The following is a 25116-nucleotide window of genomic DNA, read 5'->3' on the forward strand; positions in this document are numbered from 1 at the left end:
CGTGCCGACCACGCGAGCCGCCCCGGCCGTCCTGAGCGCCGAGGTCCTGCACGAGCGGGCCGTGCCGGTGCTCGCCGGGATCCGGGCCGGGGCCGCCGACCGGGAACGGCTGCGGGAACTGCCCTACGACCAGGTCAGGGCGGTGGCACGGGCGCAGCTGTTCGCGTTCCGCATCCCGACGGCGTACGGCGGCGCGGGCGCGAGCGTCCGCGACACGATCCGCTTCGTCGTGGACCTGGCCGCCGCCGACTCCAACGTCGCCCAGGCGCTGCGACCGGACTTCTCGTTCGTGGAGGGGCTGGTCGCGCAAGGCTCCGACGCCGAACGCAAGACCTGGTACTGCCGCCTGATGGCAGGGCAGGTCGTGGGCAACGCGGGCTGGGAGATCGGCGGCGCGAACGGCGCGGTCAGCGCCCGGATCACCCGCGACGGACCCCACTACCGGGCCACCGGCAGCAAGTACTACAGCACCGGGGCGCTGTTCGCCGACTGGGTCAGCGCCACCGCCCTCGACGACGACGGGCAGCCCGTCTCGTTCATCGTGCCCCGCGACCGCGAAGGGCTGCGGCTGCACGACGACTTCGACGCCGTCGGGCAGCGGCTGACCGCCAGCGGCACCACCGACCTCGACGGCCTGCTGGTGCACCCGCACGAGGTGCGCGACCGGCGAGGCTTTCGTGACCGGCGCTCGCCGGTGACCGCGTTCCTGCAGCTGTACCTGGCGGCGGTGCTGGCCGGGATCGCCCGTGACGCGCTGGCCGACGCGACCGCGTACGCCCGGGACCGGGCTCGGCCGATCAAGCACAGCACCGCGGCGCGGGCCGTGGACGACCCGTACGTGCGGCTCGCGGTGGGGGAGATCGCCTCGCGGGCGTACGCCGCACACGCGGTCGTGCTGGCCGCCGCGCAGGCGATCGACGACGCCTGGGCCGCCGACCTCGACGACGATGCGCTGGTCCGGGCATCGGTCGAGGTCGCCCAGGCGCAGTACGTCGCCGCGGAGGCGGCCCTGCGCGCCGGGGAGCTGGTCTTCGACGTCGGCGGCGGTTCGGCCGTCGCCCGTGTGCACAACCTCGACCGCCACTGGCGCAACGCCCGCACCGTCGCCAACCACAACCCGCGCCTGTGGAAGGCCGCCGCCGCGGGCGCATTCCACCTCACCGGTGAACAGCCGCCGCTCAGCGGCCTGTTCTGACCGGCACAGCAGCAAGGAGCACCACCATGGCCACCAAGCCACGGCAGATGAGCATCGGCATGAACATCCTCGGGCTCGGCGGGCACAACTCCGCCTGGCGGTACGGCGAGGTCGACCCGCTGTCCTACCTCGACATCGGCTACTACCAGAACATCGCCCGCATCTCCGAACGCGGCACCCTCGACGCGATCTTCCTCGCCGACGGGCCCGCGCTCGCCGGCGACCCCGGCGGCGGGCCGAGCGGGCGGCTGGAGCCGACGCTGGTGCTGACCGCCATCGCGCTGGCCACCGAGCGGATCGGCGTCATCGCCACCGCGTCGACCAGCTACAACGACCCGTACAACCTGGCCCGGCGGCTGTCCTCGCTGGACCACCTGTCCGGCGGGCGGGCCGCGTGGAACATCGTCACCACCGCCGGGGACGCCGCGGCCCGCAACTTCGGCCTCACCGGCGCGCCCGTGCACGACGACCGCTACGGCCGCGCCGAGGAGTTCGTCGACATCGCGGTCAAGCTCTGGGACAGCTGGGAGGACGACGCGATCGTCGCCGACCGGGCGAGCGGCCTGTTCGCCCACGGGGACCGGGTGCACACCATCGACCACGAGGGCAGCCACTTCGCGGTACGCGGCCCGCTGAACGTCCCGCGCTCGCCGCAGGGCCGCCCGGTGCTCGTGCAGGCCGGATCGTCCGAGCACGGCAAGGCCCTGGCCGCCCGCCGCGCCGACGCCGTGTTCACCGCGCAGACCACCCTGGCCGACGGGCAGGCCTTCTACGCCGAGATGAAGGCCCGCGCCGCGGCGTTCGGCCGGGACCCCGACACGCTGAAGATCATGCCGGGACTGTCCACGGTCATCGGCGGCACCGAGGCCGAGGCGCTGGCCCGCCAGGCCGAACTGGACGCGTTCCAGGGCATCGAGGCGCAGGTAGGGCAGGTCGCGCAGCGGCTGCAGCTGGACCCCAGGCACCTCGAGCTCGACGAGGAGCTGCCCTGGCACCTCATCGGCGACGCGCTGCAGGTCGAGAACGGCTCCCGCGGCTTCTTCGACGCGCAGATCAACCTGGCCCGGCGGGAACGGCTCACGGTCCGGCAGCTCGCGGGACGGATCCGCTCCGGGCACCGCCTGGTCGCGGGGTCGCCCGAGCAGATCGCCGACACCCTCGAAGAGTGGTTCGTCAACGGGGCCGCCGACGGGTTCAACCTGATGCCCGACATGTTCCCGTCCGGCGCGGAGGTGTTCGTCGACCACGTCGTGCCGATCCTGCGCCGCCGTGGGCTCTTCCGCACCGAGTACACCGGCACGACCCTGCGCGACCACCTGGGCCTCGAACGACCCGCCAGCCAGTATGCCGCCGTGCCGCACGCCGTCGCGGCCTGAGCCACCGCGACCACCGTCGCCTCGGCGGCGCGACGCGTATGGCGTCACCCCGGCGCGGTAACCCGTCGCGGTGGGTCCGGGCGCTGTGCCATGGTGGCAGTGGGGCCGGTCCCCTCCGGACCACCATCACGCTGAAGCCCGCTCGTCTCGGGACTCGCAAGCGTCCCGAAACGAGCGGCGGCGCGGTGACGTACCCTTGCCCCCCGCCGCCGGACCCCCGCGGTGAGCAGCCTCCACCCCCTGGAGCGTGATGTCAGCGCCACCGCAGCCCCCGCGGTATCCGGCCCCGAAGTCGACCATCGATCCCGACCAGAGCCGGTCCTGGCTGCGGCGGGCGCTGCCGATCGTGCTGGCGCACCGCAGGGTGCTGCTCACCTCGCTGGGCCTGTCGCTGGTGGGCCTGCTGGTGCAGGTGCAGATCCCGAACGTGATGCGGCTCGGCATCGACCACGCCCTGATCGCGCGCACCGACCGCCTGGCCGGGTACGTGTGGTGGCTGGCCGGGCTCGCCGTGGTGTCCGGGTTCGTCAACTACCTGGCCCGCCGCTTCCTGCTGCGCACCGCGTACGAGATCGAGTACGACCTGCGCAACATCATGTACGCGCACCTGATCCGGATGCCGTACGGCTTCTACGACCGGGTGCAGACCGGTGAGCTGATGTCGCGGTCCAGTTCGGACATCCGCGCGGTGCAGATGTATCTGGCGTTCGGGCCCTCGATCCTGGTGCAGTGCCTGATCGCGGTGTTCGCGTTCGCGCTGATGCTGTCGATCGAGCCGCTGCTGGCGGTCGTGGCGATGGCGACCATGCCGGTGATCGCGCTGCTGGGCGTGTGGATGCGCAGGGCGATCTTCCCGGTGTCGTGGCTGATCCAGTCGCGGCTGGCGCAGGTCGCCACGGTCGTCGACGAGAACATCAACGGGGTGCGCATCGTCAAGGCGTTCGCGGGCGAGCAGCGGCAGGTCACCCTGCTGGCCTCGGCCGCCGACCGGGTGCGCTGGGCGTACCGGCGTGACGCGTACATCCGCAGCCGCTGGTCGCCGACGCTGGAGAACCTGCCCCGCCTCGGCCTGGCCCTGGTGCTGTTGTGCGGCGGCTGGATGGTGATCGAGGGCAGCGCCACGGTCGGCGCGATCGTGGCGTTCAACTCCTACGTCCTGATGCTGCAGCCGCCGTTCCGCATGCTCGGCATGATGATCATGATGGGGCAGCGGGCCGCTGCCTCCGCCCAGCGCATCTACGAGGTGCTGGACACCCGCAGCGAGATCGCCGAGCCCGCCGACCCGGTGCGTACACCGATCCTGGGCGAGGTCGAGTTCGCGGGGGTCGAGTTCGCCTACCCGGACGGCACCGTCGCGCTGCGCGGCCTGGATTTGCGGGTGTCCGCCGGGACGACGGTCGCGGTGGTGGGGCGCACCGGTTCGGGCAAGTCGACGTTGGGCCGCCTGCTGGCCCGCTACTACGACACGACCGGGGGCAGTGTGCGCGTCGACGGGCGCGACGTGCGCGAGTACGCCCTGGACAGCCTGCGCGAGCAGGTCGGCATCGTGCCCGACGAGCCGTTCCTGTTCTCGGTGTCGATCCGCGACAACATCGCCTTCGGCAGGCCGGACGCCGAGCTGGCCGACGTGGTCGCCGCCGCTCGGGCGGCCGGGGCCGACGGGTTCGTGCGGGCCCTGCCCGAGGGCTACGACACGGTCATCGGCGAGCGCGGCTACACCCTGTCCGGCGGGCAGCGCCAGCGCGTCGCCATCGCCCGCGCGCTGCTGGTCAACCCGCCGGTGCTGGTGCTCGACGACGCGACCAGCGCCGTTGACGTGCACGTCGAGCAGCGTATCCACGCCGCCCTGCGCGACCTGCTCCGCAACCGCACCACGATCATCGTCGCGCACCGGTTGTCCACCATCGCCCTGGCCGACACCGTCGTGCTGATCGAGGACGGGCGCGTCGCCGCCCAGGGCACCCACGACGAGCTGATGGCCGCCGAGCCGCGCTACCGCGACGTGCTGGCCACCATGCAGTCGGCGGACGCGGACGAGCAGGTGCCCGCATGAGCCGCGGCGGCGTCAGCGAGAACGGGGGGCAGCGGGCATGAGCATGTTCGGAGGCGGGTTCGGCGGGCCGGGCGGGGGACCCGGTAGCGGCCCGATGGGCGGGCTCAGCGGCGTCGGCGCGGGCCGCGGCACCCGGCGCACGGGTGACACGCTGCCGTTCGCGGGAGTGCCGGACGAGCTGGCGGCGGGCGTACGCCGCTTGGAGGACGCCGAGCCTGAGCACGGCGTTCCGGAGGACAGGTTCGGGCACCGGCCGCCGGAAGGGCCCGCGCTGAGCCTGCTGTCGCTGCTGACCCGGCGTCGCGGGGTGTTCCTGGCGGCGTGCGTGACCATCCTCGCCGAGACGCTGCTGCTGCAGGCCGGGCCGTACCTGGTGCAGGTCGGCATCGACCACGGCATCGTCGCACGCGATCTGCCGGTGCTGCTGTGGTCGGCGGGCGCGTTCACGGCGGCGGTGCTGGCCGGGTGGGCCACCACGACCGCGCGCATGCGCCAGACCGGGGCGCTGGCCGCCGACGCGATGCGCCACCTGCGGGTACGCGTCTTCGCGCACCTGCAGCGGCTGTCCATGGACTACTACACCGAGGAGAAGGCCGGGGTCATCATGACCCGGATGTCGTCGGACATCGAGTCGCTGCAGCAGCTCCTGCAGGAGGGCCTGGCCCAGTTCGCGGTGCAGGGCCTGACCATGGTCGTGGTGACGGCGGTGCTGTTCCACTACGACGCGGGCCTGGCCGCGATCACGCTGCTGCTGGTCGTGCCGGCGCTGTTCGCGGCGTCGGTGTGGTTCCGGCGGGCTTCCGACGTCGGCTACGCCCGCCAGCGCGACGCCATCGCGGCGATGTTCACCGACCTGGCCGAGAGCCTGCACGGGGTGCGGGTGGTCACCGCGCACCACCGCGAGGACCGCAACATCGCCCAGCACCGCACCGTGGTCGGCCGTTACCGGGACGCGAACGACTTCACCGGCCACATCAGCGCGATCTACGGCCCCGGCACCTCGGTCATCGGCCTGCTCGGCATGGCGGCCCTGCTGCTGATCGGCGGGCGCATGGTGCTGCGCGGGCAGCTGAGCATCGGTGAGCTGACCGCGTTCGTGCTCTATCTCAACGCGTTCTTCGCCCCGGTGCAGCAGTTGGTGCAGCTGTACACGAACTACCAGCAGAGCCGGGCGGCGGTGGCGAAGCTGCGTACGCTGCTGGGGCAGGCGCCGACGGTGGCTGAGCGCGCCGACCCGGTCGAGCTGCCACCGGTGGCCGGGGGGATCGTCTTCGAGAAAGTCGTGTTCGGCTACGACCCGGCGCGCCCGGTGCTGCGCGGGGTGGACCTGCGGATCGAGCCGGGGGAGACGATCGCCTGCGTCGGGCCGACCGGGGCTGGCAAGTCGACGCTGGCGAAGCTGGTCACGCGGCTGCACGACCCGGACTCGGGCCGGGTCCTGATCGACGGGCACGACCTGCGCGACGTCAGTCTGGTCTCGCTGCGCCGTCAGATCGGGGTGGTGCCGCAGGAGCCGTTCATGTTCGCCGGGTCGATCCGGGACAACGTCGCGTTCGCCCGGCCCGGGGCGAGCGAGGCCGAGATCTGGGCGGCGATCGACGCCGTCGGCCTGCGTGACCTGGTCGAGCGTACGGACGCCGGGCTGGACGCGACGCTGCACGAGCGGGGGCAGTCGGTGTCGTCGGGCCAGCGGCAGCTGCTGGCGCTGGCGCGGGCGTTCCTGGCCCAGCCGAGGGTGGTGGTGCTGGACGAGGCGACCTCGAACCTGGACCTGCGCTCTGAGCTGCGCGTCGAGCAGGCTCTGGATCGTCTGCTGGAGGGCCGTACGGCGCTGCTCATCGCGCACCGGCTGTCCACCGCGATGCGTGCCGACCGGATCGTGGTGCTGGACGAGTCGGGGGTCGTCGAGATCGGATCGCACGCCGAGCTGCTGGCCGCCGAGGGCCGCTACGCCGACATGTTCGCGACCTGGTCCCGGCACCGTTGAGGAAAGTCTACAATTCCGATAGGATATGACGAGGTTACTCCTCGTGCTGCTACCGTCAAGACATGAATGTTGATCGATGTCGTGTCGAGGTTCCGGCAACCGTCACCTCCGCCCCGAGAGACACCCCCATGACGCTCACCGCGCTGCCCTCGACTCCGTCCGACGACCTGTCCAGCTCCGGCGTGGGCGGGGTGGAACTGCACCGTTACCTCGGCCTGCTGCGCCGCCACGCCACCACGGTCACCGTGGTGACCGCGCCGGGTCAGGCCGGTGACCCGCCCGTCGGGTTCACCGCCACCTCGTTCACCTCCGTGTCGCTGCGACCGCAGCTCGTCTCGTTCTGCCTCGACCGTGACTCCTCCAGCTGGCCCACCGTCGCCCAGGCCCGTCACGTGGCGATCCACCTGCTCGCCGAAGGCCAGCAGGAGGTGGCCCGCACCTTCGCGACCCGCGGTGTCGACCGCTTCGCCGACACGACCCGGTGGCGCCACGGCCCCTACGGCATGCCGCTGCTGCACGGCGTGCTGGCGGTGCTGGTCTGCGAGGTCGTCCAGCGGGTTCCGGCCGGGGACCACGCGATCGTGCTGGGCCGCCCGGTCAGCGCCGAGCACCACCCCGGCGACCCGCTGCTGCACCACATGGGCGGCTACACCCACCTGGCGCGCTGAGAGCAGGCCGCCGGGACGGCGTTCAGGCGGCGACGCCCAGCCGCTCCAGCAGGTGGCGGCGCAGCGCGCCGAAAGCCGGATCATCGGGCGTACGCGGATGGGCCAGCGGGACCGGGGCGTCCTCGACCAGCCGGCCGCCCTCCAGCACCAGGGTGCGGTCGGCCAGCAGCAGCGCCTCGTCGACATCGTGCGTGACCAGCAACGCCGCGAAGCCGTGCTGCTCGCGCAGCCGGATGAACAGCTGCTGCATGCGCAGCCGGGTCAGCGCGTCCAGCGCGCCGAACGGCTCGTCGAGCAGCAGCAGTTCCGGCTCGCGTACCAGCGCGCGGGCGACCGCGACACGCTGAGCCTGCCCGCCGGACAGCTCGGCGGGCCAGGCGGTGTCCCGATCGGGCAGGCCGACCTCCGCCAGCGCCGCGCGGGCCCGGGTACGCACGTCCGGCCCGGACAGCCCGAGCGCGACGTTGTCCAGGACGCGCTTCCACGGCAGCAGCCGGTGCTCCTGGAACACGACCGCGTGATGGAGCGGGCGGCGTACGTTGCCGCTGGCATCCGGGTCGAGCCCGGCGAGGATGCGCAGCAGGGTGCTCTTGCCCGACCCACTGCCGCCGAGCAGCGCGACCACCTCGCCGGGCGCGATGGTCAGGTCGATCCCGTCCAGCACGACGCTCACCCCGAACGAGCGCCGTACGCCGCCCGCCGTCAGCACCGGGCTCAGGTCGCCTTCAGGCCGCGTCGCCATGACAGCGTCCTCCTCTCCGCCAGCCGCAGCAGCAGATCCGACAGCAGGCCCAGCAGCGCGTACACGAGCAGGCCGAGCAGCACCACGTCGGTCTGGGCGAACTCGCGCGCCTCCATCATCAGGAAGCCGATGCCGGTCTGGGCGTTGACCTGCTCGCCGACGACCAGGCTGAGCCAGGCCGCGCCGATGGCCAGCCGCAGCCCGAGGAACAGCGACGGCAGCGCGCCGGGCAGCACCACGTGCCGCAGCCGCGCGAGCTGGCCGAGCCCGCAGGCGCGGGCCGCCTCGACGAGCCGCTCGTCGATGTCACGGATACCGGCGTAGGTGTTGAAGTAGATCGGGAAGAAGCTGCCCAGCGCGACCAGCGTGATCTTCAGTTCCTCGCCGATGCCGACCCAGATGATCAGCAGTGGGACCAGGCCGAGGTGCGGCAGCATCCGGGCCATCTGCACCGGCGGGTCGACCAGGTCGTCGCCGACGCGCAGCAGGCCCGCGACCGCGCCCAGCAGCAGGGCCAGCCCGCCGCCGATCACCAGCCCGAGCGCCGCGCGCTGCAGCGAGTCCAGCAGGTGCACGGCGAGGGTCCCCTCGGCGGTCAGCCGCCAGCCGGTGCGCAGCACCTCGCTGGGCGCGGGCAGCTTCTCCGGCGGCAGCAGCCCGGTCCGGGCGGCGGCCTCCCAGCCGGCGAACAGCACGATGGGACTGACCAGCCGGAGCACACGGCGACCGCGGCGGGGCCGGGCGGAACGGTCCGGTGCCGGGGTCACCGCCTCGGCCGACGGGGCGCGGACGGCGGCCGGAGCCACCGTCCGCGGTGCGGCTGTCATCGCAGCGCCTCGTTGAAGCGGCCGTCGATCCGGGACTTGATGTCGATCTTCTCGGGGATGAGCTGGAGCGCGGCGAAGCCGTCGGCGATGGCCTGCAGCTCGTCGCCGATCTCGGGGGTGATCGCGGCCAGCGGCTGCGCGCTGCGCTCCAGCGCGCGGCTGGTCACGTCGAGCGGGATCTTCAGCTCGGGTGCGAGCACCGCGGCGCGCTCGGCGGGGTTGGCGATGCCCCAGTCGGTCACCGTGCGGTACTGCTTGATGAACTCGCCAAGCTGGTCGGTCTTCTGGTCCAGCGCGGCCGGGTCGACGAGCAGGTACTCGCGGTTGCTCGCCAGGCCGGTGGCGTCCTCCAGGATGGCGACGCCGGGCTGCTCCGCCAGGGCGAAGTAGGGGTCCCAGATGATCCAGGCGTCGACCTGGTCGCCGTCGAAGGCCGGGCGGGCCTCGGCGGGCTTGAGATACTTGACGTCGATGTCGGTGATCTTGAGATTGTGCTTCTCCAGCAGCTTCACCAGCAGCCAGTTGACGTTGGAGCCCTTGTTCAGGGCGACCTTCTTGCCCTTGAGGTCGGCGAAGGTCTTGAACCCCTTGGCCTGCTTGACGAGCACGGCCTCACCCTTGGGCACGGGAGCCGAGGTGCCGATGATCCTGAAATCGATCTTTCCGGCGGCGGCGAAGATCGGGGGAGCCTCGCCGGTCTGCCCGATGTCGATCGCCCGGCCTTTGATGCCCTCGGTCAGCGCGGGGCCGCTCTCGAACAGCGACCAGGTGGCCTTCGGGTCGGCGGCGTTGCGTGCCTTGACCAGGCTGAGGCCGCCGAACCGCTGGTAGCCGATGCGCAGCGGCTGCCCGGCGGCGGCCGGCTCCTCGCCGCCGCAGGCCGACAGCAGGGTCGCGGACAGCGGGGCCGCCGCGAGCGCGGCCAGCAGCGTACGGCGGGAAAGTCCAGGCTGGGCCTGCATGAATCGTCTCCTGAGGGGTTGCGGCTAAATCTCGTCACCGACGCGATCGAGAAAGGCTATCAACCCCATAGGATTTATGGGAATAGCAGCTGAGCTGCATGTTCATCTGATGCGGACAATCTTGGGGCGCCAGAGCAGGCCGATGGGGCACATATGCCGCGGGCGCGTGCTCGTTTTCGGACGCATGAGAGTCCGAAAACGAGCACGCGCCCGGAGAGCGTGCTCGCCGCCGACGGCGGCGGCGCGGGGCTACCAGCGCTGGCGGCGCGGAGCGTCCTCGCGGTCACGGTCACGGCGGGCGCTGACCCGCTTGCCCTTGATCGTCGCGTTGCGCAGCGCCTGGATGACGTCGTCAGCCGCCTCCGCGGGCACCTCGACCAGCGAGAACCGGTCGGCGATCTCGATCGCGCCGATGTCCCGACCCGGCAGCCCCGCCTCACCGGCGATGGCGCCCACCAGATCCTGCGGGCGTACGCCGTTGCGCCGGCCCAGCCCGATGAACAGCTTGACCGCACCGGCGGCCGGACCACGCGAACCGCCACGGGGTCGCCCGTCGCCCTGGCCGGGCCGTTCCCGCCGCTCGACGGGCTCGGCTATGTCCGGGATCACCTCGTCGTCGGGGGCGTTGCCCATCGCCTCGTGCGCGACCTTCACCGCGGCCAGTGCGACCTCGACGATGTCGAACTCGTCGGCCAGGCTCTCCACGACGACCCGGAACCGGTCCAGGCTCTCCTCGTCGAGCAGGCTCTCGTGGATCGCCGCGCGGGTCATCTCCAGCCGCCGGGCGTGCAGGTCGGCGACGCTGGGGATCTTCTCCATGGTGATGCGCTGGCGGGTGACCCGCTCGATCGCCTTGAGCATCCGGTGCTCGCGCGGCTCCGCGAGGGTCACCGCGACGCCCTCGCGCCCCGCCCGGCCGACCCGGCCGATGCGGTGCACGTACGCCTCGGGAGCCGACGGCACGTCGTAGTTGATCACGTGGGTGAGCTGCTCGATGTCCAGGCCGCGGGCGGCCACGTCGGTGGCGACCAGCAGGTCGGCCGTCCCGGCGCGCAGCCGTCCCATGACCCGGTCGCGCTGCTCCTGGCTCATGCCGCCGTGCAGCGCCTCGGCCCGGTAACCGCGGCCGTTCATCGTCTCGGTGAGCTGGTCGACCTCTTCACGGGTGCGGCAGAACACGATCGCCGCGGTGGGCGCCTCGACGTCGAGCACCCGGCCGAGCGCGGCCGGCTTGTGCGCGCGGGCCACCACGTACGCGCTCTGGCGCACCTTCGGCGACTCGCCCGGGGCCTGCGCCGCCCGGCCCATCTGGATCCGGGCCGCGTCGCGCAGGTAACGCTTGACCAGACCCTCCACCCGCGACGGCATGGTCGCGGAGAACAGCACCGTCTGCCGGGTGTCCGGGGTCTCCTGCAGGATCGCCTCGATGTCCTCGGCGAAGCCCATGTCGAGCATCTCGTCGGCCTCGTCGAGCACGACGGTGCGCAGCTCGGAAAGCTGCAGCGTGCCGCGGCCGATGTGGTCCAGCGCCCGGCCGGGCGTGGCCACCACGATGTCGACGCCGCGGCGCAGCGTCTGCAACTGGCGCCCGATGGGCTGCCCGCCGTAGATCGGCAGCACGCGCACGCCGAGGTCGCGGCCATAGCGGTGGACCGCCTCGGAGACCTGCACGGCCAGCTCGCGGGTGGGCACGAGGATGAGCGCGGTCGGGTCGACGCTGGTCCGGCCGTCGGCGCTGTCAGCCCAGTGCTGCAGCACCGGTAGCGCGAACGCGGCGGTCTTGCCGGTGCCGGTGGCGGCCTGCCCGAGCAGGTCGCGGCCCGCCAGCAGCGGGCCGATCGCCTCGCGCTGGATCGGCGTCGGCTCCTCGTAGCCCAGCGCCGAGAGCGCCTTCGTCAACTCCGGCCGCAGGCCGAGGTCGGCGAAGGTGACGGTCTCTTCGGACGTGGCCGCTGAGGGCTCCTGGCTCAATGTTCCGCCTTCTGCTCGACAATTCCGGGTCATCGGTACGCTACTTGGGCAGAACTGCCACCCTGGACGGTACCCTGCGATCGCGGCCTCGGGGGCGTGTGCTGCGCAGATCACCCCCGCCGGCCGGTCGTGTCGCCCTCGGCGGTGCGCCCGTCCCGGATACCTCGGCTGACCTGCCCGGATCAGCCCGCGAGCAGTGCCGCGACGAGGGCCGCCAGCGGGGTCAGCCCCTGGATGAGCGCGGCGCGGGCCATCCGGCGGTCGGTGGCCGCCAGCACCACGGCCGCGCCCAGCATGCAGGCACAGCTGAACAGGGCGACGGCCGCGCCGACGACCGGGTGTCCGGTGTGCACGGCGACCACCCCGCCCAGCGCCCCCAGGCCCAGGAACAGGTTGTAGAAGCCCTGGTTGAAGGCCCAGGGGTGGACCGCCGCCAGGTCCTGCGGCTTGACCCGGAACCGGCCGTGCACCTGTGGCCGCCGGAACAGCACACTCTCCATCGTGAAGATCAGCACATGCAGCAGACCCGCGAGCACGGCGAAAACCTGAGCGACCACGTTCATGGACACGAGTGTCGCTCACCCGCTCACCCGGTCGGCTGCGGGTGGCGGGTCCGGGTCGCGGCCAGGTACGCCACGATCAGGGCGGCGGCGAGCACCACGAGGCTGAGCCCGAGGGCGTTCACGCCCCAGGTGCCCAGGACCACGCCGATGATCGCCGGGATGATCGAGCCGCCGAGCCCCGCGCCCGCCATCTGCAGGCCGATGGTCCGGTCGGCGTGAGCCGCCCCGACCCGCTCCGCCGTCAGCAGCGTGAACAGCGGGAACACCGCCGCTGCGGCGAAACCGATGACGATGAACCCGAACGCCGCGAGCCAGCCCGGCCCCGGCACGGCGACCAGCACCGCCCCGGCGGCCATACCGCCGATCGACCAGACGACGGTCCGGCCCGGCAGGAACCGGTGCGCGGCGAAGCCCTGCAGCACCCGGCCGACGAACAGGCTGCCCCAGTACAGCGACACGCAGACGCCCGCGACCGCGTCGCTCATCCCACGGCCCTCGGTGAGCAGCTGGTACGCGAACAGTCCGGCGCCGACCTCCAGCGCCACGTACACGGCGATGGTCAGCACGCTGAACCAGACCGCGGGCAGCTTGAACGTGTCCCGGGCCCGGACCGGCCCGGCGTGCGCCTCGTGGGGGGCCTGTTCGGGTTCCGGCCGCCGCGCCCACTGCCGGGCGGTCAGCACGAACGCCACCGCCAGCACCGCCTGCCCGGACGCGACGACCAGGTAACCGGGCCGCCAGGCGTCGCCGTACTGGATCGCCGCCGTCATGATCAGTGGTCCCATCGCGACGCCGAGCCCGAAGAACGCGTGCAGCCAGTTCATGTGCCGGGGCCCGAACGCCGACGCCGCGTACGCGTTGAGGCCCGCGTCGATCGCGCCGCCCGCGAACCCGGCGAACAGCGCCGCGGCCATCGTGAACGCGAACGCGGGCGACAGGGCGTACCCGAACAGCGCCAGGCTGGCCAGCGCGGTGCTGCCCGCCAGCAGCCGGCCCACGCCGAGTTTCGACAGCACGAACCCGGCCGTCACGCTGGAGATCAGATAACCGCAGGTGGACGGGATCAGCAGCAGGCCGATCGTCTCCCGGGGCACGTCCAGGTCGGCGCTCATCGACGGCCAGGCCACGCCGAGCAGGCCGTCGGGCAGCCCCAGGCTGATGAACGCGAAGTAGGACAGGGCGAGCACCGACAGGCGGATCGGGGTGACGGAAGACTTCACTTCGCGATCATGCCTGATCGGCTACCCGGCCGTCCGCCGGGCGGCAGCCACCCGCCGGTCGGCCACCGTGCCGGGCGCACGCCGCCGTCAGCGGCCGCGCCGTTTCGGCGGGGTGCCGCCGCCGCGCCGTACGCCACCCGTACGCCCCGGTGTGGCCTTGCCACGGTTCGCGCCCTCGGCCGGTTTACGCGCGGCAGTGCGCGGCTCGGCGGGCGTCGGGGCCCGGCCGCGGGTGCTGTTCGCGGTCCGCCCGCGCACCACACCGATCATCTCCTCGACCAGCTCGGTGTACCGGTCGCGGGACCACACCAGCCCCACCCCGGAGGCCGGGGCGTCGGTGAGCACGCGGTAGGTGAGGTCACGGCGGTGGTGCAGGCGGGCCAGCGACTGCGGCACGACGAGCACGCCGACCTCGGCGGCCACCAGCTCGACCGCCTCGGCCGTGGTCGCGGGCCGGTGCGCGGCCACCGTGCCGGGCATCGCCGCGGCGTCCGGCCAGCCGATCACGTCGTCCTCGGGCAGCAGCAGCGTCTCGTCGGCCAGGTCGGCGAGCGTGACCTCGTCGGCGGCGGCGACCATGTGTTCACGCGGCACGACGACCACCGTCGCCTCGGTGTACAGCGGAATGGCGTGGAAATCGTCCTGGTCGACGGGCAGCCGCAGCAGACCGGCCTCGGCCTCGCCGGTCAGCAGCGCGGCGGCGTGCGCGGCCTCCACCGGGACCACCTCCAGCGCCACCTCGGGCTGCCGCTCGGCCCAGACCCGGCTCCACTTGTCCATGGTGACGCCGGGCACGACCAGCAGGCGGAACGTCGCGGGAGGGCGATCATCGGGCACGGGTTACCTCCGGAGCGTGGACCGGTCGGACACCGGCGATCGGGCCGCGCTGATCTCAGGCGCAACCTGGTCAGGGTACCGGGCGGCCGGACCCCGGACCGGTGACAGGCGGCACCCCGCCCAGGGGTGAGCGGCCCGGCCCGCCGCCGGGCCGCTACGCTGACGCGGTGACCAAGCCGAAGAAGTCCCAGCTGATGAAGCCCGCCACGGCGGCGCTGAAGCTCGACATCTACCTGCCTGCCACGCCGCAGGAGTTCCAGGACGGCATGGTGTCGCGTGAGGACCTCGACGAGCTGCAGCGCAACCCTCCGCAGTGGCTGGCCGACCTGCGCCGCGAAGGCCCCCACCCGCGCAACGTGGTCGCCGCGCGGCTGCGGATCTCCAACAGCGGGCTGGCCCGCGCGGGCATCACCGAGGCGCTGACCACCGCCCAGATCGCGGACCTGGCCGCCAACCCGCCGGAGTGGCTGGTCCAGGAGCGCGCGACCCACGCCGAGACCCTGCGCGAGCAGCGGCGGCTCGAGGAGCGCAAGCAGGACGGAACCGACAAGGTGACCGTGCCGGCCAAGCCCGCGAAGGCGGCCAAGCCCGCCCGCCGCCAGAGCCCGAGCAGCCGCGGCGGCCGGTCCCCGCGTCGCTGATGCCCAGCCCGGCGCGGGTCACGGGCGGGATCCGGGGCCGGATGTCCAGGCGTCGAAGCGCCGTGGTTCTCGTCAGCATGGTCGCGCTCGTCGGGATCATCGGTGGATGCGCCCACGAGCTAGGCGCCTCGGAGCGCCCGGCGACCACGGTCGCCGAGCTGGCCGAGACAATCGCGGTGTCCTCGGGCATGTCGTCGAGCCGGTGGCGTCCAGCGGCTTCCGGATCGCCGGTCCTGCCGAACGGCGACGCGGCTTTCAGCTGGCACGACGGCAGCGACACCGTCGGTGTCACCGTCACCGCGTACTCATCGCCGTACGCGGCCACCTGGGCGTTCGTCTCCGGCGACCTGGCCGACGACGCGGCCGACGACTTCGAGTCCTCGCCTTACTCCGTCGCATTCCACGTCGACGGCCCCGACCAGCAGGCGGGCTGGTGCGTCGTCGAGCGCGGAGGCGGCTGCCTCTACTGGATGTATCAGGCCAGGTTCGGCCAGTACCTGCTACTGGTCGATCGCTTCGAGCCGGGCACCGCGTGGGAGCAGGACGAGTTCGCCGCGTACGTCGGCAAGTTCGTGCGAGCGATGAACACGGCACTGCCGCCTCGCTGACCCGCCACGTGGCGTCGGGTTGGGTCCCATGTGCTGTCTCAGGGCTCGGCCCCGACAGCGTCGTGCCAGGTGGTGGTGAGCGCGTTCACGAGCTGCTCGAACTCGCGGGGTGGCAGGACGCGCGTGGTCAGGCTTCCGCGCTGGGTGGCATGCATGATCGGCCGCCAGATGCCCGGCGGCCCGCGACGGATCGGGGTCACGATGATGACCCACCCGCGCCGCATGAGCCGGATCGTCTCGTGTCCGCTGTAGCCGCGAGGAGTGGTGTCGATGCTCATGACCTCGGCCCAGGGCACCGTGTGCGTCGTCCAGAACAGGCGGATCCTGATCGCGGCGGGGCTCACGTATACGCCGACCAGCGCCGCCCGCGCCGCCAACGCGGTCAGCACCCAGACGAGCACGTAGACGCCGAATCGGTGGGCGCCTGCCAGCAGGTCTATCAGGCAGAACAGCGTCCCGACACCGGTGAAGACCAGCACCTGCACCGCACTGGCCAGTCCGGCCTCCATGTCGTATGGCCTACGCCAGCGCCGCATGAGCACATGGTGCACCAACGCGGCCGCCCGCACTGCCCCGCTCCGCTGCGCTCGACGGAGCCGTGAAGTGGATCATCTGCTGAACGGCTAAGGTGGGCCGGTGGGCAGCGGTGCGGTAGACGACGCGGATCGGATCGCGGGCTCGCTGCAGGCATGGCTCGCCACGGTGGCGTTCGTGGACCTCGACGTCGACCAGGTCACCGAGGCGCTGACCGAGACCGTGCTGGCCTGGGGGAGAGTGCAGGGCTGGCGGGTCTACCGCCGAGCCCGCAGCGTGGTGAAACTGCCCGCGCCGTACGAGGACCGGCACTCCTGGGTCGACGTGGGTGTCGCCCGCGCGGGCGGTGAATCCCCGATCGTGATCGAGATCGACCGGTCGGAGCGCCGCCGCACCCTGGAGAAGCTGACCGCCGAGGCGGCCGAGGGCCGGGTCGCGGTCTGGCTGCGCTGGGGGACCGGCCCGTTCACCGTTCCCGACGGAAGCGTGCGGCTGGTGACCTGCGAGGTCAGCGCACGCAAAGACGCTTCCGGGCACCGGGTCTTCTCCGCACCGGTCGCGGCCCGGCCCGCGCCCGCGCACAGCGGCGTCGACCTCGCCGCGGCCGACCAGGGCGACCTGTTCGCGACCGGCGGCCCGAACCCGGCCTGAAACCGGCCCTCGCCGATCAGCAGGCGGCCAGCGCCGCGACGGGGTCCGACGACTCCGGCGGACACCGCTGCGCGACATACGTCAGCGATCCGGCGTTCGCCGACGTATCGATCCAGGCACTTGCGGAGGCAGACGCCTCAGCCGACGACGAGGACAAGGTCACCTACTTGTTCCTGGCCGATGCCGTCTGCATGACTGACGAGGAGCACCGGCTGCTGGCGGTAGACCTCTTCGACGAACCCGGGCGTTCCTTCCGGTTGCCACCGCGCTGGTTCCCCGACGTCTCCACCAATCTGAGCATCGCGAATCTGGACTTCGCAGATTTCGCAGACGCTGCAGACGAGTCCGGCACGTTTCGGGGCTTCGACAGCAGGTGACCTGCAAAAGGCTCGCAGTCGAGGCTCAGCGCGGCGGCGACATCGTCGGGGGAGGCGTCCCGGACGGCGATCCAATCGGTCTTGAAGCCGACGCCCACTACATCTGCACTTCTCGCGGATGCGAACGACGTCGCACGTTACCGGCCGCGCGCTGCGGGCCGTGTCGGCTCCGCGGCGCGCGGCCGGGCGGCTCAGTGGTTCGTTTCGGCGGGGGAGCGGGTCTCGCTCTGCTCGTCCGGGGCCGCTGCGGCGAGCGCGCGGGCGTCGCGGCGGTTGGCGGCGATGCTGGCCAGGGTGACGATGACCAGCACACCGATGATGATGCCCAGGGACAGCAGGGTCGGCACCTCGGGCAGTGCGGGCCAGACGCCGTGCGCCCAGTGCAGCACGAGCTTGACACCGATGAAGGCGAGGATCAGCGCCAGGCCGTGGTTGAGGTAGCGCAGGCTGCTCAGCGCGTTGTGCAGGACGAAGTACAGGGCACGCAGGCCCAGCAGGGCGAAGGCGTTGGTGGCGAAGACGAGGTAGGGGTCCTCGGTCACGCCGTAGACGGCGGGCACGGAGTCGACGGCGAACACGATGTCGGTCATGAAGACGGCGGCGACGACCAGGGCCATCGGGGTCAGCGTGCGTGCGCCGTCACGGATGACCGTCAGGCGCGAGCCGTGGTACTCCTGGGTGACCGGCATGAACCGGCGCAGCAGCCGTACGCTGCGCATCTGGTCGATGTCGATTTCGTGCTCGCCACCACGAACCGCGTCGCGCATCACCTTGACCGCGGTGATCAGCAGGATGGCCCCGAACAGCACGAACGCCCAGGTGCCGGTCTGCAGCACGGCGGCGCCGAGCGCGATGAAGATCGCCCGCAGGACGAGCGCGCCGACGATGCCGTACAGCAGCACCCGCTGGGCCAGCTGCGCGGGCACCGCGAACGCGGCCAGCAGCAGCATGAACACGAACAGGTTGTCTACCGACAGCGACTTCTCCACGACGTAACCGGTGAAGAACTCGGCCGCGGGTGTGCCGCCGAAGCGTGCCCATACGAAGAAGCCGAAGGCGATCGGCAGGGCGAGGTAGAAGACGGTCCAGCCGATCGCCTCGCGCATGCTGACCGCGTGCGGGCGGCGGGTGATCACGAAGTCGACCGCGAGGAGCCCGAGCAGGCCCAGGATGGTGGCGGCCCAGAGCCAGGGGGTGCCGATGGTGTTCAGGGATGCGGCAGCGGCTTCGACAGGCATGACGAGACTCCAGACATGTACGTCTGAGGTCTCCCTCACCCGCATGACGCGAGCGACCGCCCGGGGCCGGATGGCCGACCGTACTGACCGGGACGATCTGTCGAGGTACTCCCCTCGAGAGATGACGTTACTGCCACGACCTGTGAGTTTGCTGAGGGTGGCGGGTGGGGCTGATGTGCTTGCCGAGGTCGGGCCAAGAGGTGATCGTGGGAAGAGCGAGGTTATGCGTTGGAGGGGACGATGATCGAATTGGTGATCACCCTGTTGTTCGTGGCGTGTGCGATCATTTCCGGCATCGCGCTGTTGGGCTCGGCTGGTCAGGGAAGAGACGACCGTTGGCTGAGGCGCCACTGACAGGAGACTGCCCAGTAAATCCTGTGCGCCTCATCGCCCGAGCGACCTTCAGATGGCGACTCCTAGCGTCCGGAGCGCGCGGAAAGGGCGCGGGAGGCTGTCCGCTCCCGCGCCCTGACCGTCAGCGTGCCCCGCGGCCAGCCGTCACGCGGCCTTCACGAAGTACTGCGCGGCCGATCCGTTGCAATCCCAGATCTGCAGTCGCGCGCCGTCCGCTGTCGAGCCTGACGGAGAGTCCAGGCACCTGTTGGAGTTCGGGTTGCGCAACCGGTTACCTTCCTGGACCCAGTTCTGTGCGCCGCTGCCGTTGCAGTCCCAGAGCTGCACCTGCGTGCCGTTGGCCGTACCCGCGCCGTTGACGTCGAGGCACCGACCCAGCGTCCGCAGGGTCTGGCCGTCCCGGCTCCACTGCTGGTCCTTGGAAGCAGCAGAGCCCTGGCACGTCCACAGCTGCACGGCCGCGCCATTGCCACCCGTGTCGTTTCCGGACACGTCCACGCACTTGCCGCCCGGCCCGTTGATCTGCGTCGCGGATCCGCCCGTGCCCCCGCCGTCCTGGTAGTAGCGCACGTAGTCGATCAATGCGGTGAGCGGGAACTGGCCCTGCACGGGGTTCTGTCCAGGGTAGGTGCCGCCCAGCGCCAGGTTAAAGATGACGTGGAACGGCTTGCGGAACTCCTCCAATGTCGCTGGTGTCGTGTCGATCACGTGCGTCTGCACACCGTCGACGTACCAGCGGATCTGCGCGGCCGTCCACTCGATCGCATAGACGTGGAAGGCCGCAGGGTTGTTGACGGCGGGGTTCGCGACGTAGTTGGCGTTCTGACCCGCTGTCCACGGGAACACGCCGGTCCGCACATCCCAGAAGATGTTGTTCGTGACGGTCGCGTTCGCGTTCGCGTGTTCCATGATGTCGACCTCGCCGCAACTGGCCCAGTTGGTGGGCAGGCGGTCGTAGTAGGTCTGCGCCGGGTTGTAGGCGCTCGTGGACGACTCGTCGCACGAGTCACCGAGCATCCAGAAAGCCGGCCACGAGCCGGTGGCGGTCGGGAGCGCCATGCGCGCCTCGATGCGGCCGTACTGGAAGGACCTCTTCGTGTCCGTCGTCATGCGGCACGACGTCTGGTAGAAGTTGCGGCCGTTGACCACGATGGGCGTCGTGAGCCAGTTGGCACGCATCACGAGGTTGCCGCCGGACTGCGAGCAGTTCTCGGGGCGGTACCACTCCCACTCGCCGTTGCCCCAGCCGTCGAAGGTATTGAGGCCGGGGTTGAGGCCGTTGCCGACGTTGTAGTTCCAGTTGGCGCTGCTGGGCGCGCCGGACCCGTTGAATTCGTCGGCCCACACGAGGTTCCAGGCGGCGTGTGCGGGCTGCTGCTGGACGACCGTGCTGCCGACGAGCGCGGTGACGGCCGCGGCGAGGAGGATCAGGAGGCGCCGGCCGCGTGACAGCGCTCGGTTCGCAGCGCGGCCACGGGGCGTGCGGGGTGCGGGTTCTTGGTGAATCTCCACAGCGATGGTGCCCTTCTCGAGCAGGGGCGGAAGTCGTGCGAGGACGGAAGTGCCCGTTCGAGTCCCTCACTGGGGCGGATGTGAGAGCGCTCTCACATGGTGATTGACTGAAAACCTTGTTGTCAATAAGTTGCCATGCCAAAGCGCGGGTCGGACCAGCCAGCCCGGCGGGCGAGGGCAGTCGGGTGTCGGCGATGCTGTGGGCGTGGAGTACGTGTCGAGAGTGCCGCGGCCGCCGCTGGACGGGCTGATCGACGACCTCTACTACCTGGCGGGTGCGCCGCCGTACGCCCGGCTGATGCTGCCGCCGATGCCGGCCGCGCTGCTCATCGTCAACCTCGGGGCGCCGTTTCGCATCCGCGCCGGCACCGACGTCGGGGCGGCCGAGTACGCCGACGGATGCGTGGTCACCACGCCGACCCGCGCGCTGGAGTTCAGCTACCCGTCCTGGACCCGGTCCGTCGGCGTGCACGTCAAGCCGTGGGGGCTGGCGCCGTTCCTGTCGATGCCCGCGGCCGAACTGTGTGACCGGCCGGTGACCATCGAGCAGGTCTGGGGCCGGGCCGCCGTAGCCGAGCTCCGGGACCGGCTGGCCTCGGCGGACGGGCCGCACGCGATGCTGACGCTGCTGGAGGAGGAGCTGGCGCGGCGGCTGGGCGACACCGCTGGTCTGGGGCTGGTCCGCCATACGAGCGGCGTTCTCGCGGCGACCGGCGGGGCGGTGGCGATCGGTGACCTGACCGTGGCGGCCGGTGTCAGCAGCACTCATCTGGCGCGGCGGTTCAAGGAGCTCGTCGGTGTCACGCCGAAGCGGCTGGCCCGCGCCCACCGCTTCGCCGCCATCGTGCTCGCGCTCGACCCCGCGGGGCCGATCGACTGGAGCGAGATCGCCTGTGGCGCGGGCTACTTCGACCAGGCCCACTTCGGCCACGAGTTCCGGGCGTTCACGGGGCTCACCCCGACGCGGTACGCCGAGGTCCGGCGGCGGTTCATGCGCGAGCATCCCGGCCATGTGCTGGACGGGTGGCCGCTGCCCGCCGATTGATTTCTTACAAGAGCGGCAGCCTGCGGCACGCTAGCTTGGCTTATCCGACAGTAGAGGAGTGCCCGGTGGGCAAGGTGGTCATGTACAGCTCGGTGTCGGTGGACGGCTTCGTCGCGGACGGAGACGATCAGCCCGGGCCGCTGTTCGACTGGCTGTCCAGCGGTGACGTCCCGCTGGACGACAGCGGCGTGTTGAAGGTGTCGCAGACGTCCTACGACTACGTCCGGCCGTACTGGGACGAGATCGGGGTGACGGTCGTCGGCCGCCATGTCTTCGACATGACCGACGGCTGGGACGGCAAGCCTCCGGGCGGGATCGACCACGTGGTCGTCGTGACGCACCGGCCGGCGCCTGAGGGCTGGGACCCGGCGGCCCCGTTTCACTTCGTCGACGGCGTCGCGGCGGCCGTGGCCAGGGCGCAGGAGCTCGCGGGTGACCGCACCGTCGAGGTCGCCGCTGGTGAGGTCGGCGGCCAGGTGCTCGCCGCGGGCCTGGTCGACGAGGTGCGCATGGACGTCGTACCCGTCGTGTTCGGGTCCGGCAAGCGCTTCTTCGGGTCGGTCGACGCGCAGCACCTGCTGGCCGATCCGGACGTGGTGATTCAGGGCGACCGGGTGCTTCACCTGCGTTACCGGGTGCGCCGCTGACCGCCCGGGTCAGTGTTTGACGGCGGCGAGGCCGAACAGGTCCGGCACGCCGCCGCTGCCGGACTCGGCGACGCGTTCGAGCCGCAGACCGGCGGCGGTGACCGCGTTGAGCAGGTCGGCGAGCGGGATGTGCCAGCCGCCGACGCGGGCGCGTACGCCGTGCGGGTTCCAGGTCTCGAAGGTGTGCTGCCGGTCGGCGTAGCGCTCGTCGACGGCGACGCGGGTCCGGTCGCTCCAGTCGGCGAACGCGCCGATGAAGCACGGGTGCACGCCCAGGTGCACGAACCGGCCACCGGGCCGCAGCACGCGTCCGATGTCGGCGATCACCGCACCGTAGTCGGGCACATCGGTGCTGGCCAGCACACATACGGCGGCGGTCAGCGCACCGTCGGCGAACGGGAGCCGGGCCGCGTCGGCGACCGCGACCGGCAGCCGGTGCGCGGCGTGCCGCAGCTGCCCGGCCGAGAGGTCCACCCCGACCGAGGTCCATCCCAGACCCGCGACGGCGCGCGCGTGCGCACCGGTGCCGCAGCACACGTCCAGGCATACGCCGTCACCCTGACCCAGCAGGTCACCGAGCGTGGCGTGGACCCGCCGCAGGTATTCGCCCGCGGCGGGGGACATGAAGTCGTTGTACCAGTCGGCGTGCGCGTCGTACGCGGCGGTCGTCGTCCCCATGCTGTGCGACGCTACGTCGGGGACCGCGCGGACGCGGTCCCCGTTCGCTGTGGGCGTCAGGCGGCCCAGACGCGGTCGGCGTAGTCGAGGAAGTTGCGGCCCATGATCTTCTCGATCCGGGTCGAGTTGAAACCGCGCTGCTCCAGCAGGCGGATCAGCTGGTGGAACTGGTCCACACCGCGCAGGTCCTCGACGAACGGGAACGTGTCGGCGCGCTCGCCGGCCGCGCCGACACCCGCGGCCTGCCGGTGCGCGACGTGCTCGGCGAGCTGCGCCCGGTAGCCGTCGAGGTCGTCGATGGAGGTCACGGTGCCGTCGGTGCCGATGCCGACGAAGTCCTCGCCGCACACGTTGACCGCGTGTGCGATGTGGTTGACGACGTCGGCGGCGCGGGCGTGGCCGGTGGCGTTGACGAACGGCATGAAGTAGATGCCGACGAAGCCGCCGCGTTCGGCGACCAGCCGCAGCTCCTCGTCGGTCTTGTTGCGGGGCAGGTCGACCAGGGCGCGGCAGCCGGTGTGGTTGATGGACACCGGCAGCTTCGCCGCCCGGGTGGCCTCCAGGCAGGTGTTCTCGCCGCTGTGCGACAGGTCGACCATGATCCGGCTGTCGCACAGTGCTTCGACGACCTCGTGCCCGAACGCGGACAGGCCGCGGTTGCCGGGTGCCATCGAGCCGTCGCCGATGTGGTTGGCCTGGTTGTAGGTGAGCTGGATGACGCGTACGCCCAGGTGGTGGAACTGGGCGATGCGGGTGGGGTCGTCGCCGACGGCGACCGCGTTCTGGAAGCCGTAGATGATGCCGACCCTGCTGTCGCGGTGGGCGGCGCGGATGTCGTCGGCGGTGAGCACCTTGACCAGGTCGGCGGGGTTGTCGGCGACGAAGCGGTCCCAGACGTCGATCTCGCGCAGGGTGTGGCTGTACGGTTCGGCGTCGCCCATGGTGTAGCCGAGGGTGATGTTGACGGCGGTGAGGCCGGAGGCGTGCGCGTCGGCGAGGGTGCGGGCGTCGATGGTGAGGTCGTCGCTGTCCTGGACGAGCTTGTGCGCGGCGGCCAGGGAGTGCTCGGCGTTGGGGTTGTCGAGGATGCCCAGCGCGTTGATGATCATGTAGTCGGTGCTCACTGCTCGTCCTTCCGGAAGTCGCCGCGCTCGAAGCGGCGGCCGCGCTTGACGGTGTACTCGATGCTGCCCAGGTTGGCCATGTCCGCGCGCGGGTCGCGGGCCAGCACGACGAAGTTGGCGAGTTTGCCCGCCTCGACGGTGCCCATGGTGTCCTGCGCGCCCATGCTGATCGCGCCGACCTGCGTCGCGCAGCGGATGACCTCCTCGGCGGGGATGCCGCAGCGGTCGGCGAGGAAGGCCATCTCGGCGTGCAGGGACGGGAACGGGTGCTTGGGGTCGGTCTCGTAGTCGGTGCCCGTCGACACGAGCACCCCCGCGCGGTACGCGTCGCCGGTGAGCTTCGCCGACAGCGCGTCGTTGGCCATCGCGCGGGCCTTGCCCTCGGCGTCGTCGGCCTGCTCGGCCATCCACGTCCACATGCTGCCGGTCGCGTCCAGTACGGTGCCGCGCTGGCGCATCAGCGCGTAGAGGGCGTCGAGGCGCTGGTCGCCGTCGCGCACCAGACGTTCGACATCCACCGGCGCTTTCGTCTTGTACGAGGTCAGCGGCTCGTCGGCGGTCTCCTGGGCGAGCAGCGTCACGTGCGAGACGGCGTCCACGCCGGACGCGACGACCTGAGCGGGCGTGGCCGGGAACACGGCGGCGTGCGCCCATACGCCGATGCCCTGGCGTTTGGCCTCGGCGGTGATCGCGGCGACGGTCGCGCCGGGCAGTTCGGCGTACACCTTGATGGCCGTGGCGTGGGTGCCGCGGGCCATCGCGACCGCGAGCGGCAGGTCGGTGTCGTCGTCGATCGCCTGCATCCACGGCACGTGGCCGGGGGTGCCGCCCTGCGACACCTGCCAGGTGCGCGGGTCGTCGAAGAAGGTGGGACCGGCCATCAGCGACGCGTAGGCGATGTCGGGGCCGGGGATCTCGCCGATCCGGGTCGCGCGGGTCAGGTCGGCGATCTGGCGCAGGTCGTCGGCCATGTCGCGGATCGCGGTGACGCCGCCGTACACCTGCCGCCGCAGCACCGCCTCGGCGACCGGCCGGTTCGGCGGGGTGGCCAGGTGCTGGTGGGAGTCGATCAGGCCGGGGATGACGTACAGGCCGCCGACGTCGACGGACGCCACGCCGTCGGGCACGGTGGCGTCGCCGTCCGGGACGACCTCGATGATCACGTCGCCGTCGACCACGATCGTGGTGCCCGGCCGGGCCGGGCCGCCGGTGCCGTCGATGAGCGTCGCGTTGCGGTACGCGGTGACCGTGCCGGTCTCGGGTGGGGCGTACGGGGTCGGCGCGGGCTCGTCGACGTGGGCCATCG

The 25116-nt window shown here is 71.7% G+C and carries 24 protein-coding genes; 11 read left to right on the forward strand and 13 right to left on the reverse strand.

The features are described 5' to 3' along the window. The first annotated feature begins 1 nt into the window (after nucleotide 1). From HAV40_RS09735 to HAV40_RS09755, 5 genes are all read left to right on the forward strand, one after another. Nucleotides 2-1195 carry an acyl-CoA dehydrogenase family protein gene (locus HAV40_RS09735; RefSeq protein WP_203670871.1) on the forward strand — a complete coding sequence of 398 codons (1194 nt, stop codon included), beginning with the start codon at nucleotides 2-4 and terminating at the stop codon, nucleotides 1193-1195. A 26-nt stretch (nucleotides 1196-1221) separates the two neighbouring features. Further along, nucleotides 1222-2571 carry an LLM class flavin-dependent oxidoreductase gene (locus HAV40_RS09740; RefSeq protein WP_166380537.1) on the forward strand — a complete coding sequence of 450 codons (1350 nt, stop codon included), beginning with the start codon at nucleotides 1222-1224 and terminating at the stop codon, nucleotides 2569-2571. Between the two features lie 250 nt (nucleotides 2572-2821). Further along, nucleotides 2822-4624, forward strand: coding sequence for an ABC transporter ATP-binding protein (locus tag HAV40_RS09745; protein WP_166380538.1), 1803 nt, complete (start codon nucleotides 2822-2824; stop codon nucleotides 4622-4624). A 37-nt stretch (nucleotides 4625-4661) separates the two neighbouring features. After that, the gene (locus tag HAV40_RS09750; RefSeq protein WP_166380539.1) at nucleotides 4662-6611 is read left to right on the forward strand and encodes an ABC transporter ATP-binding protein; all 1950 of its coding nucleotides are present in this window, start codon (nucleotides 4662-4664) and stop codon (nucleotides 6609-6611) included. A gap of 128 nt (nucleotides 6612-6739) precedes the next feature. Further along, on the forward strand, nucleotides 6740-7279 hold the full coding sequence (locus tag HAV40_RS09755; RefSeq protein ID WP_166380540.1) for a flavin reductase family protein: 540 nt from the start codon (nucleotides 6740-6742) through the stop codon (nucleotides 7277-7279). Nucleotides 7280-7301: 22 nt separating this feature from the next. Here HAV40_RS09755 and HAV40_RS09760 read toward each other — a convergent pair whose 3' ends face one another. The 7 genes from HAV40_RS09760 to HAV40_RS09790 all read right to left on the reverse strand — a co-directional run bounded on the left by HAV40_RS09760 (nucleotide 7302) and on the right by HAV40_RS09790 (nucleotide 14401). Beyond that, the gene (locus HAV40_RS09760; protein ID WP_425549769.1) at nucleotides 7302-7997 is read right to left on the reverse strand and encodes an ABC transporter ATP-binding protein; all 696 of its coding nucleotides are present in this window, start codon (nucleotides 7995-7997) and stop codon (nucleotides 7302-7304) included. Continuing rightward, nucleotides 7994-8848, reverse strand: a complete 855-nt coding sequence (locus tag HAV40_RS09765; RefSeq protein ID WP_166380542.1) for an ABC transporter permease — start codon at nucleotides 8846-8848, stop codon at nucleotides 7994-7996. Before HAV40_RS09765 ends, HAV40_RS09760 begins: the two co-directional genes overlap by 4 nt. Next, complete coding sequence (locus tag HAV40_RS09770) at nucleotides 8845-9810, reverse strand: aliphatic sulfonate ABC transporter substrate-binding protein (protein ID WP_166380543.1); 966 nt, start codon at nucleotides 9808-9810, stop codon at nucleotides 8845-8847. The genes HAV40_RS09765 and HAV40_RS09770 overlap by 4 nt, the downstream gene beginning before the upstream one ends. Before the next feature lie 249 nt (nucleotides 9811-10059). Next, nucleotides 10060-11814 (reverse strand): DEAD/DEAH box helicase, encoded by a 1755-nt coding sequence (locus HAV40_RS09775; RefSeq protein WP_166380544.1) that lies wholly within the window; start codon nucleotides 11812-11814, stop codon nucleotides 10060-10062. A 149-nt stretch (nucleotides 11815-11963) separates the two neighbouring features. Then, entirely contained in the window at nucleotides 11964-12344 is a 381-nt protein-coding gene (locus tag HAV40_RS09780) for a DUF1304 domain-containing protein (RefSeq protein WP_166380545.1), read from the reverse strand. A 23-nt stretch (nucleotides 12345-12367) separates the two neighbouring features. After that, a complete protein-coding gene (locus HAV40_RS09785; protein ID WP_166380546.1) occupies nucleotides 12368-13564 on the reverse strand; it encodes an MFS transporter in 1197 nt (398 codons plus the stop codon). Between the two features lie 87 nt (nucleotides 13565-13651). After that, nucleotides 13652-14401, reverse strand: a complete 750-nt coding sequence (locus tag HAV40_RS09790) for a LysR family substrate-binding domain-containing protein (RefSeq protein ID WP_239085670.1) — start codon at nucleotides 14399-14401, stop codon at nucleotides 13652-13654. 167 nt (nucleotides 14402-14568) lie between these two features. Between HAV40_RS09790 and HAV40_RS09795 the strand changes: the two genes are divergently transcribed. Together HAV40_RS09795 and HAV40_RS09800 are read left to right on the forward strand one after the other, a co-directional pair. Next, nucleotides 14569-15042, forward strand: coding sequence for a DUF5997 family protein (locus tag HAV40_RS09795; protein WP_239085669.1), 474 nt, complete (start codon nucleotides 14569-14571; stop codon nucleotides 15040-15042). A gap of 41 nt (nucleotides 15043-15083) precedes the next feature. Continuing rightward, nucleotides 15084-15650, forward strand: a complete 567-nt coding sequence (locus HAV40_RS09800) for a hypothetical protein (RefSeq protein ID WP_166380547.1) — start codon at nucleotides 15084-15086, stop codon at nucleotides 15648-15650. Nucleotides 15651-15688: 38 nt separating this feature from the next. Here the strand turns inward: HAV40_RS09800 and HAV40_RS09805 are convergent, their stop codons facing one another. Then, complete coding sequence (locus HAV40_RS09805) at nucleotides 15689-16186, reverse strand: hypothetical protein (RefSeq protein ID WP_166380548.1); 498 nt, start codon at nucleotides 16184-16186, stop codon at nucleotides 15689-15691. A gap of 100 nt (nucleotides 16187-16286) precedes the next feature. On the opposite strand from HAV40_RS09805, the gene HAV40_RS09810 reads away from it, so the two are divergent. Both HAV40_RS09810 and HAV40_RS39170 read left to right on the forward strand, forming a co-directional pair. Further along, nucleotides 16287-16835 carry a hypothetical protein gene (locus HAV40_RS09810; protein WP_239085668.1) on the forward strand — a complete coding sequence of 183 codons (549 nt, stop codon included), beginning with the start codon at nucleotides 16287-16289 and terminating at the stop codon, nucleotides 16833-16835. Continuing rightward, nucleotides 16832-17212: a DUF6924 domain-containing protein gene (locus tag HAV40_RS39170; protein WP_409364915.1), complete on the forward strand. Its 381-nt coding sequence runs from the start codon at nucleotides 16832-16834 to the stop codon at nucleotides 17210-17212. Before HAV40_RS09810 ends, HAV40_RS39170 begins: the two co-directional genes overlap by 4 nt. 191 nt (nucleotides 17213-17403) lie before the next feature. Here HAV40_RS39170 and HAV40_RS09820 read toward each other — a convergent pair whose 3' ends face one another. Together HAV40_RS09820 and HAV40_RS38375 are read right to left on the reverse strand one after the other, a co-directional pair. After that, on the reverse strand, nucleotides 17404-18450 hold the full coding sequence (locus HAV40_RS09820; RefSeq protein ID WP_166380550.1) for a TerC family protein: 1047 nt from the start codon (nucleotides 18448-18450) through the stop codon (nucleotides 17404-17406). 498 nt (nucleotides 18451-18948) lie between these two features. Then, a complete protein-coding gene (locus HAV40_RS38375) occupies nucleotides 18949-20316 on the reverse strand; it encodes a ricin-type beta-trefoil lectin domain protein (RefSeq protein WP_166380551.1) in 1368 nt (455 codons plus the stop codon). A 205-nt stretch (nucleotides 20317-20521) separates the two neighbouring features. Here HAV40_RS38375 and HAV40_RS09830 point away from each other — a divergent pair, with 205 nt between their 5' ends. Next, nucleotides 20522-21361 (forward strand): helix-turn-helix domain-containing protein, encoded by an 840-nt coding sequence (locus HAV40_RS09830; protein ID WP_239085667.1) that lies wholly within the window; start codon nucleotides 20522-20524, stop codon nucleotides 21359-21361. A 65-nt stretch (nucleotides 21362-21426) separates the two neighbouring features. Next, complete coding sequence (locus HAV40_RS09835; RefSeq protein WP_166380552.1) at nucleotides 21427-22008, forward strand: dihydrofolate reductase family protein; 582 nt, start codon at nucleotides 21427-21429, stop codon at nucleotides 22006-22008. A 9-nt stretch (nucleotides 22009-22017) separates the two neighbouring features. Here HAV40_RS09835 and HAV40_RS09840 read toward each other — a convergent pair whose 3' ends face one another. Genes HAV40_RS09840 through HAV40_RS09850 form a run of 3 tightly spaced genes read right to left on the reverse strand, consistent with a single transcriptional unit; the run spans nucleotide 22018 to nucleotide 25114 of the window. After that, nucleotides 22018-22686, reverse strand: coding sequence for a class I SAM-dependent methyltransferase (locus tag HAV40_RS09840; protein ID WP_166380553.1), 669 nt, complete (start codon nucleotides 22684-22686; stop codon nucleotides 22018-22020). Between the two features lie 56 nt (nucleotides 22687-22742). Next, a complete protein-coding gene (locus tag HAV40_RS09845) occupies nucleotides 22743-23810 on the reverse strand; it encodes a dipeptidase (RefSeq protein ID WP_203670865.1) in 1068 nt (355 codons plus the stop codon). Then, nucleotides 23807-25114: an amidohydrolase family protein gene (locus tag HAV40_RS09850; protein ID WP_166380554.1), complete on the reverse strand. Its 1308-nt coding sequence runs from the start codon at nucleotides 25112-25114 to the stop codon at nucleotides 23807-23809. Before HAV40_RS09850 ends, HAV40_RS09845 begins: the two co-directional genes overlap by 4 nt. Between the last annotated feature and the right edge of the window lie 2 nt (nucleotides 25115-25116).

This window comes from Catellatospora methionotrophica (assembly GCF_011297335.1).
GTDB lineage: Bacteria > Actinomycetota > Actinomycetes > Mycobacteriales > Micromonosporaceae > Catellatospora > Catellatospora methionotrophica.

Coding starts and splice junctions, on each gene's coding strand:
- HAV40_RS09770 (WP_166380543.1), bottom strand. CDS start 9,810: ATGCAGGCCCAGCCTGGACTTTCCCGCCGTACGCTGCTGGCCGCGCTC.
- HAV40_RS09805 (WP_166380548.1), bottom strand. CDS start 16,186: ATGCGGCGCTGGCGTAGGCCATACGACATGGAGGCCGGACTGGCCAGT.
- HAV40_RS09740 (WP_166380537.1), top strand. CDS start 1,222: ATGGCCACCAAGCCACGGCAGATGAGCATCGGCATGAACATCCTCGGG.
- HAV40_RS09800 (WP_166380547.1), top strand. CDS start 15,084: ATGTCCAGGCGTCGAAGCGCCGTGGTTCTCGTCAGCATGGTCGCGCTC.
- HAV40_RS09780 (WP_166380545.1), bottom strand. CDS start 12,344: ATGAACGTGGTCGCTCAGGTTTTCGCCGTGCTCGCGGGTCTGCTGCAT.
- HAV40_RS09775 (WP_166380544.1), bottom strand. CDS start 11,814: ATGACCCGGAATTGTCGAGCAGAAGGCGGAACATTGAGCCAGGAGCCC.
- HAV40_RS09820 (WP_166380550.1), bottom strand. CDS start 18,450: ATGCCTGTCGAAGCCGCTGCCGCATCCCTGAACACCATCGGCACCCCC.
- HAV40_RS09750 (WP_166380539.1), top strand. CDS start 4,662: ATGAGCATGTTCGGAGGCGGGTTCGGCGGGCCGGGCGGGGGACCCGGT.
- HAV40_RS09765 (WP_166380542.1), bottom strand. CDS start 8,848: ATGACAGCCGCACCGCGGACGGTGGCTCCGGCCGCCGTCCGCGCCCCG.
- HAV40_RS09755 (WP_166380540.1), top strand. CDS start 6,740: ATGACGCTCACCGCGCTGCCCTCGACTCCGTCCGACGACCTGTCCAGC.
- HAV40_RS09840 (WP_166380553.1), bottom strand. CDS start 22,686: ATGGGGACGACGACCGCCGCGTACGACGCGCACGCCGACTGGTACAAC.
- HAV40_RS09850 (WP_166380554.1), bottom strand. CDS start 25,114: ATGGCCCACGTCGACGAGCCCGCGCCGACCCCGTACGCCCCACCCGAG.
- HAV40_RS09745 (WP_166380538.1), top strand. CDS start 2,822: ATGTCAGCGCCACCGCAGCCCCCGCGGTATCCGGCCCCGAAGTCGACC.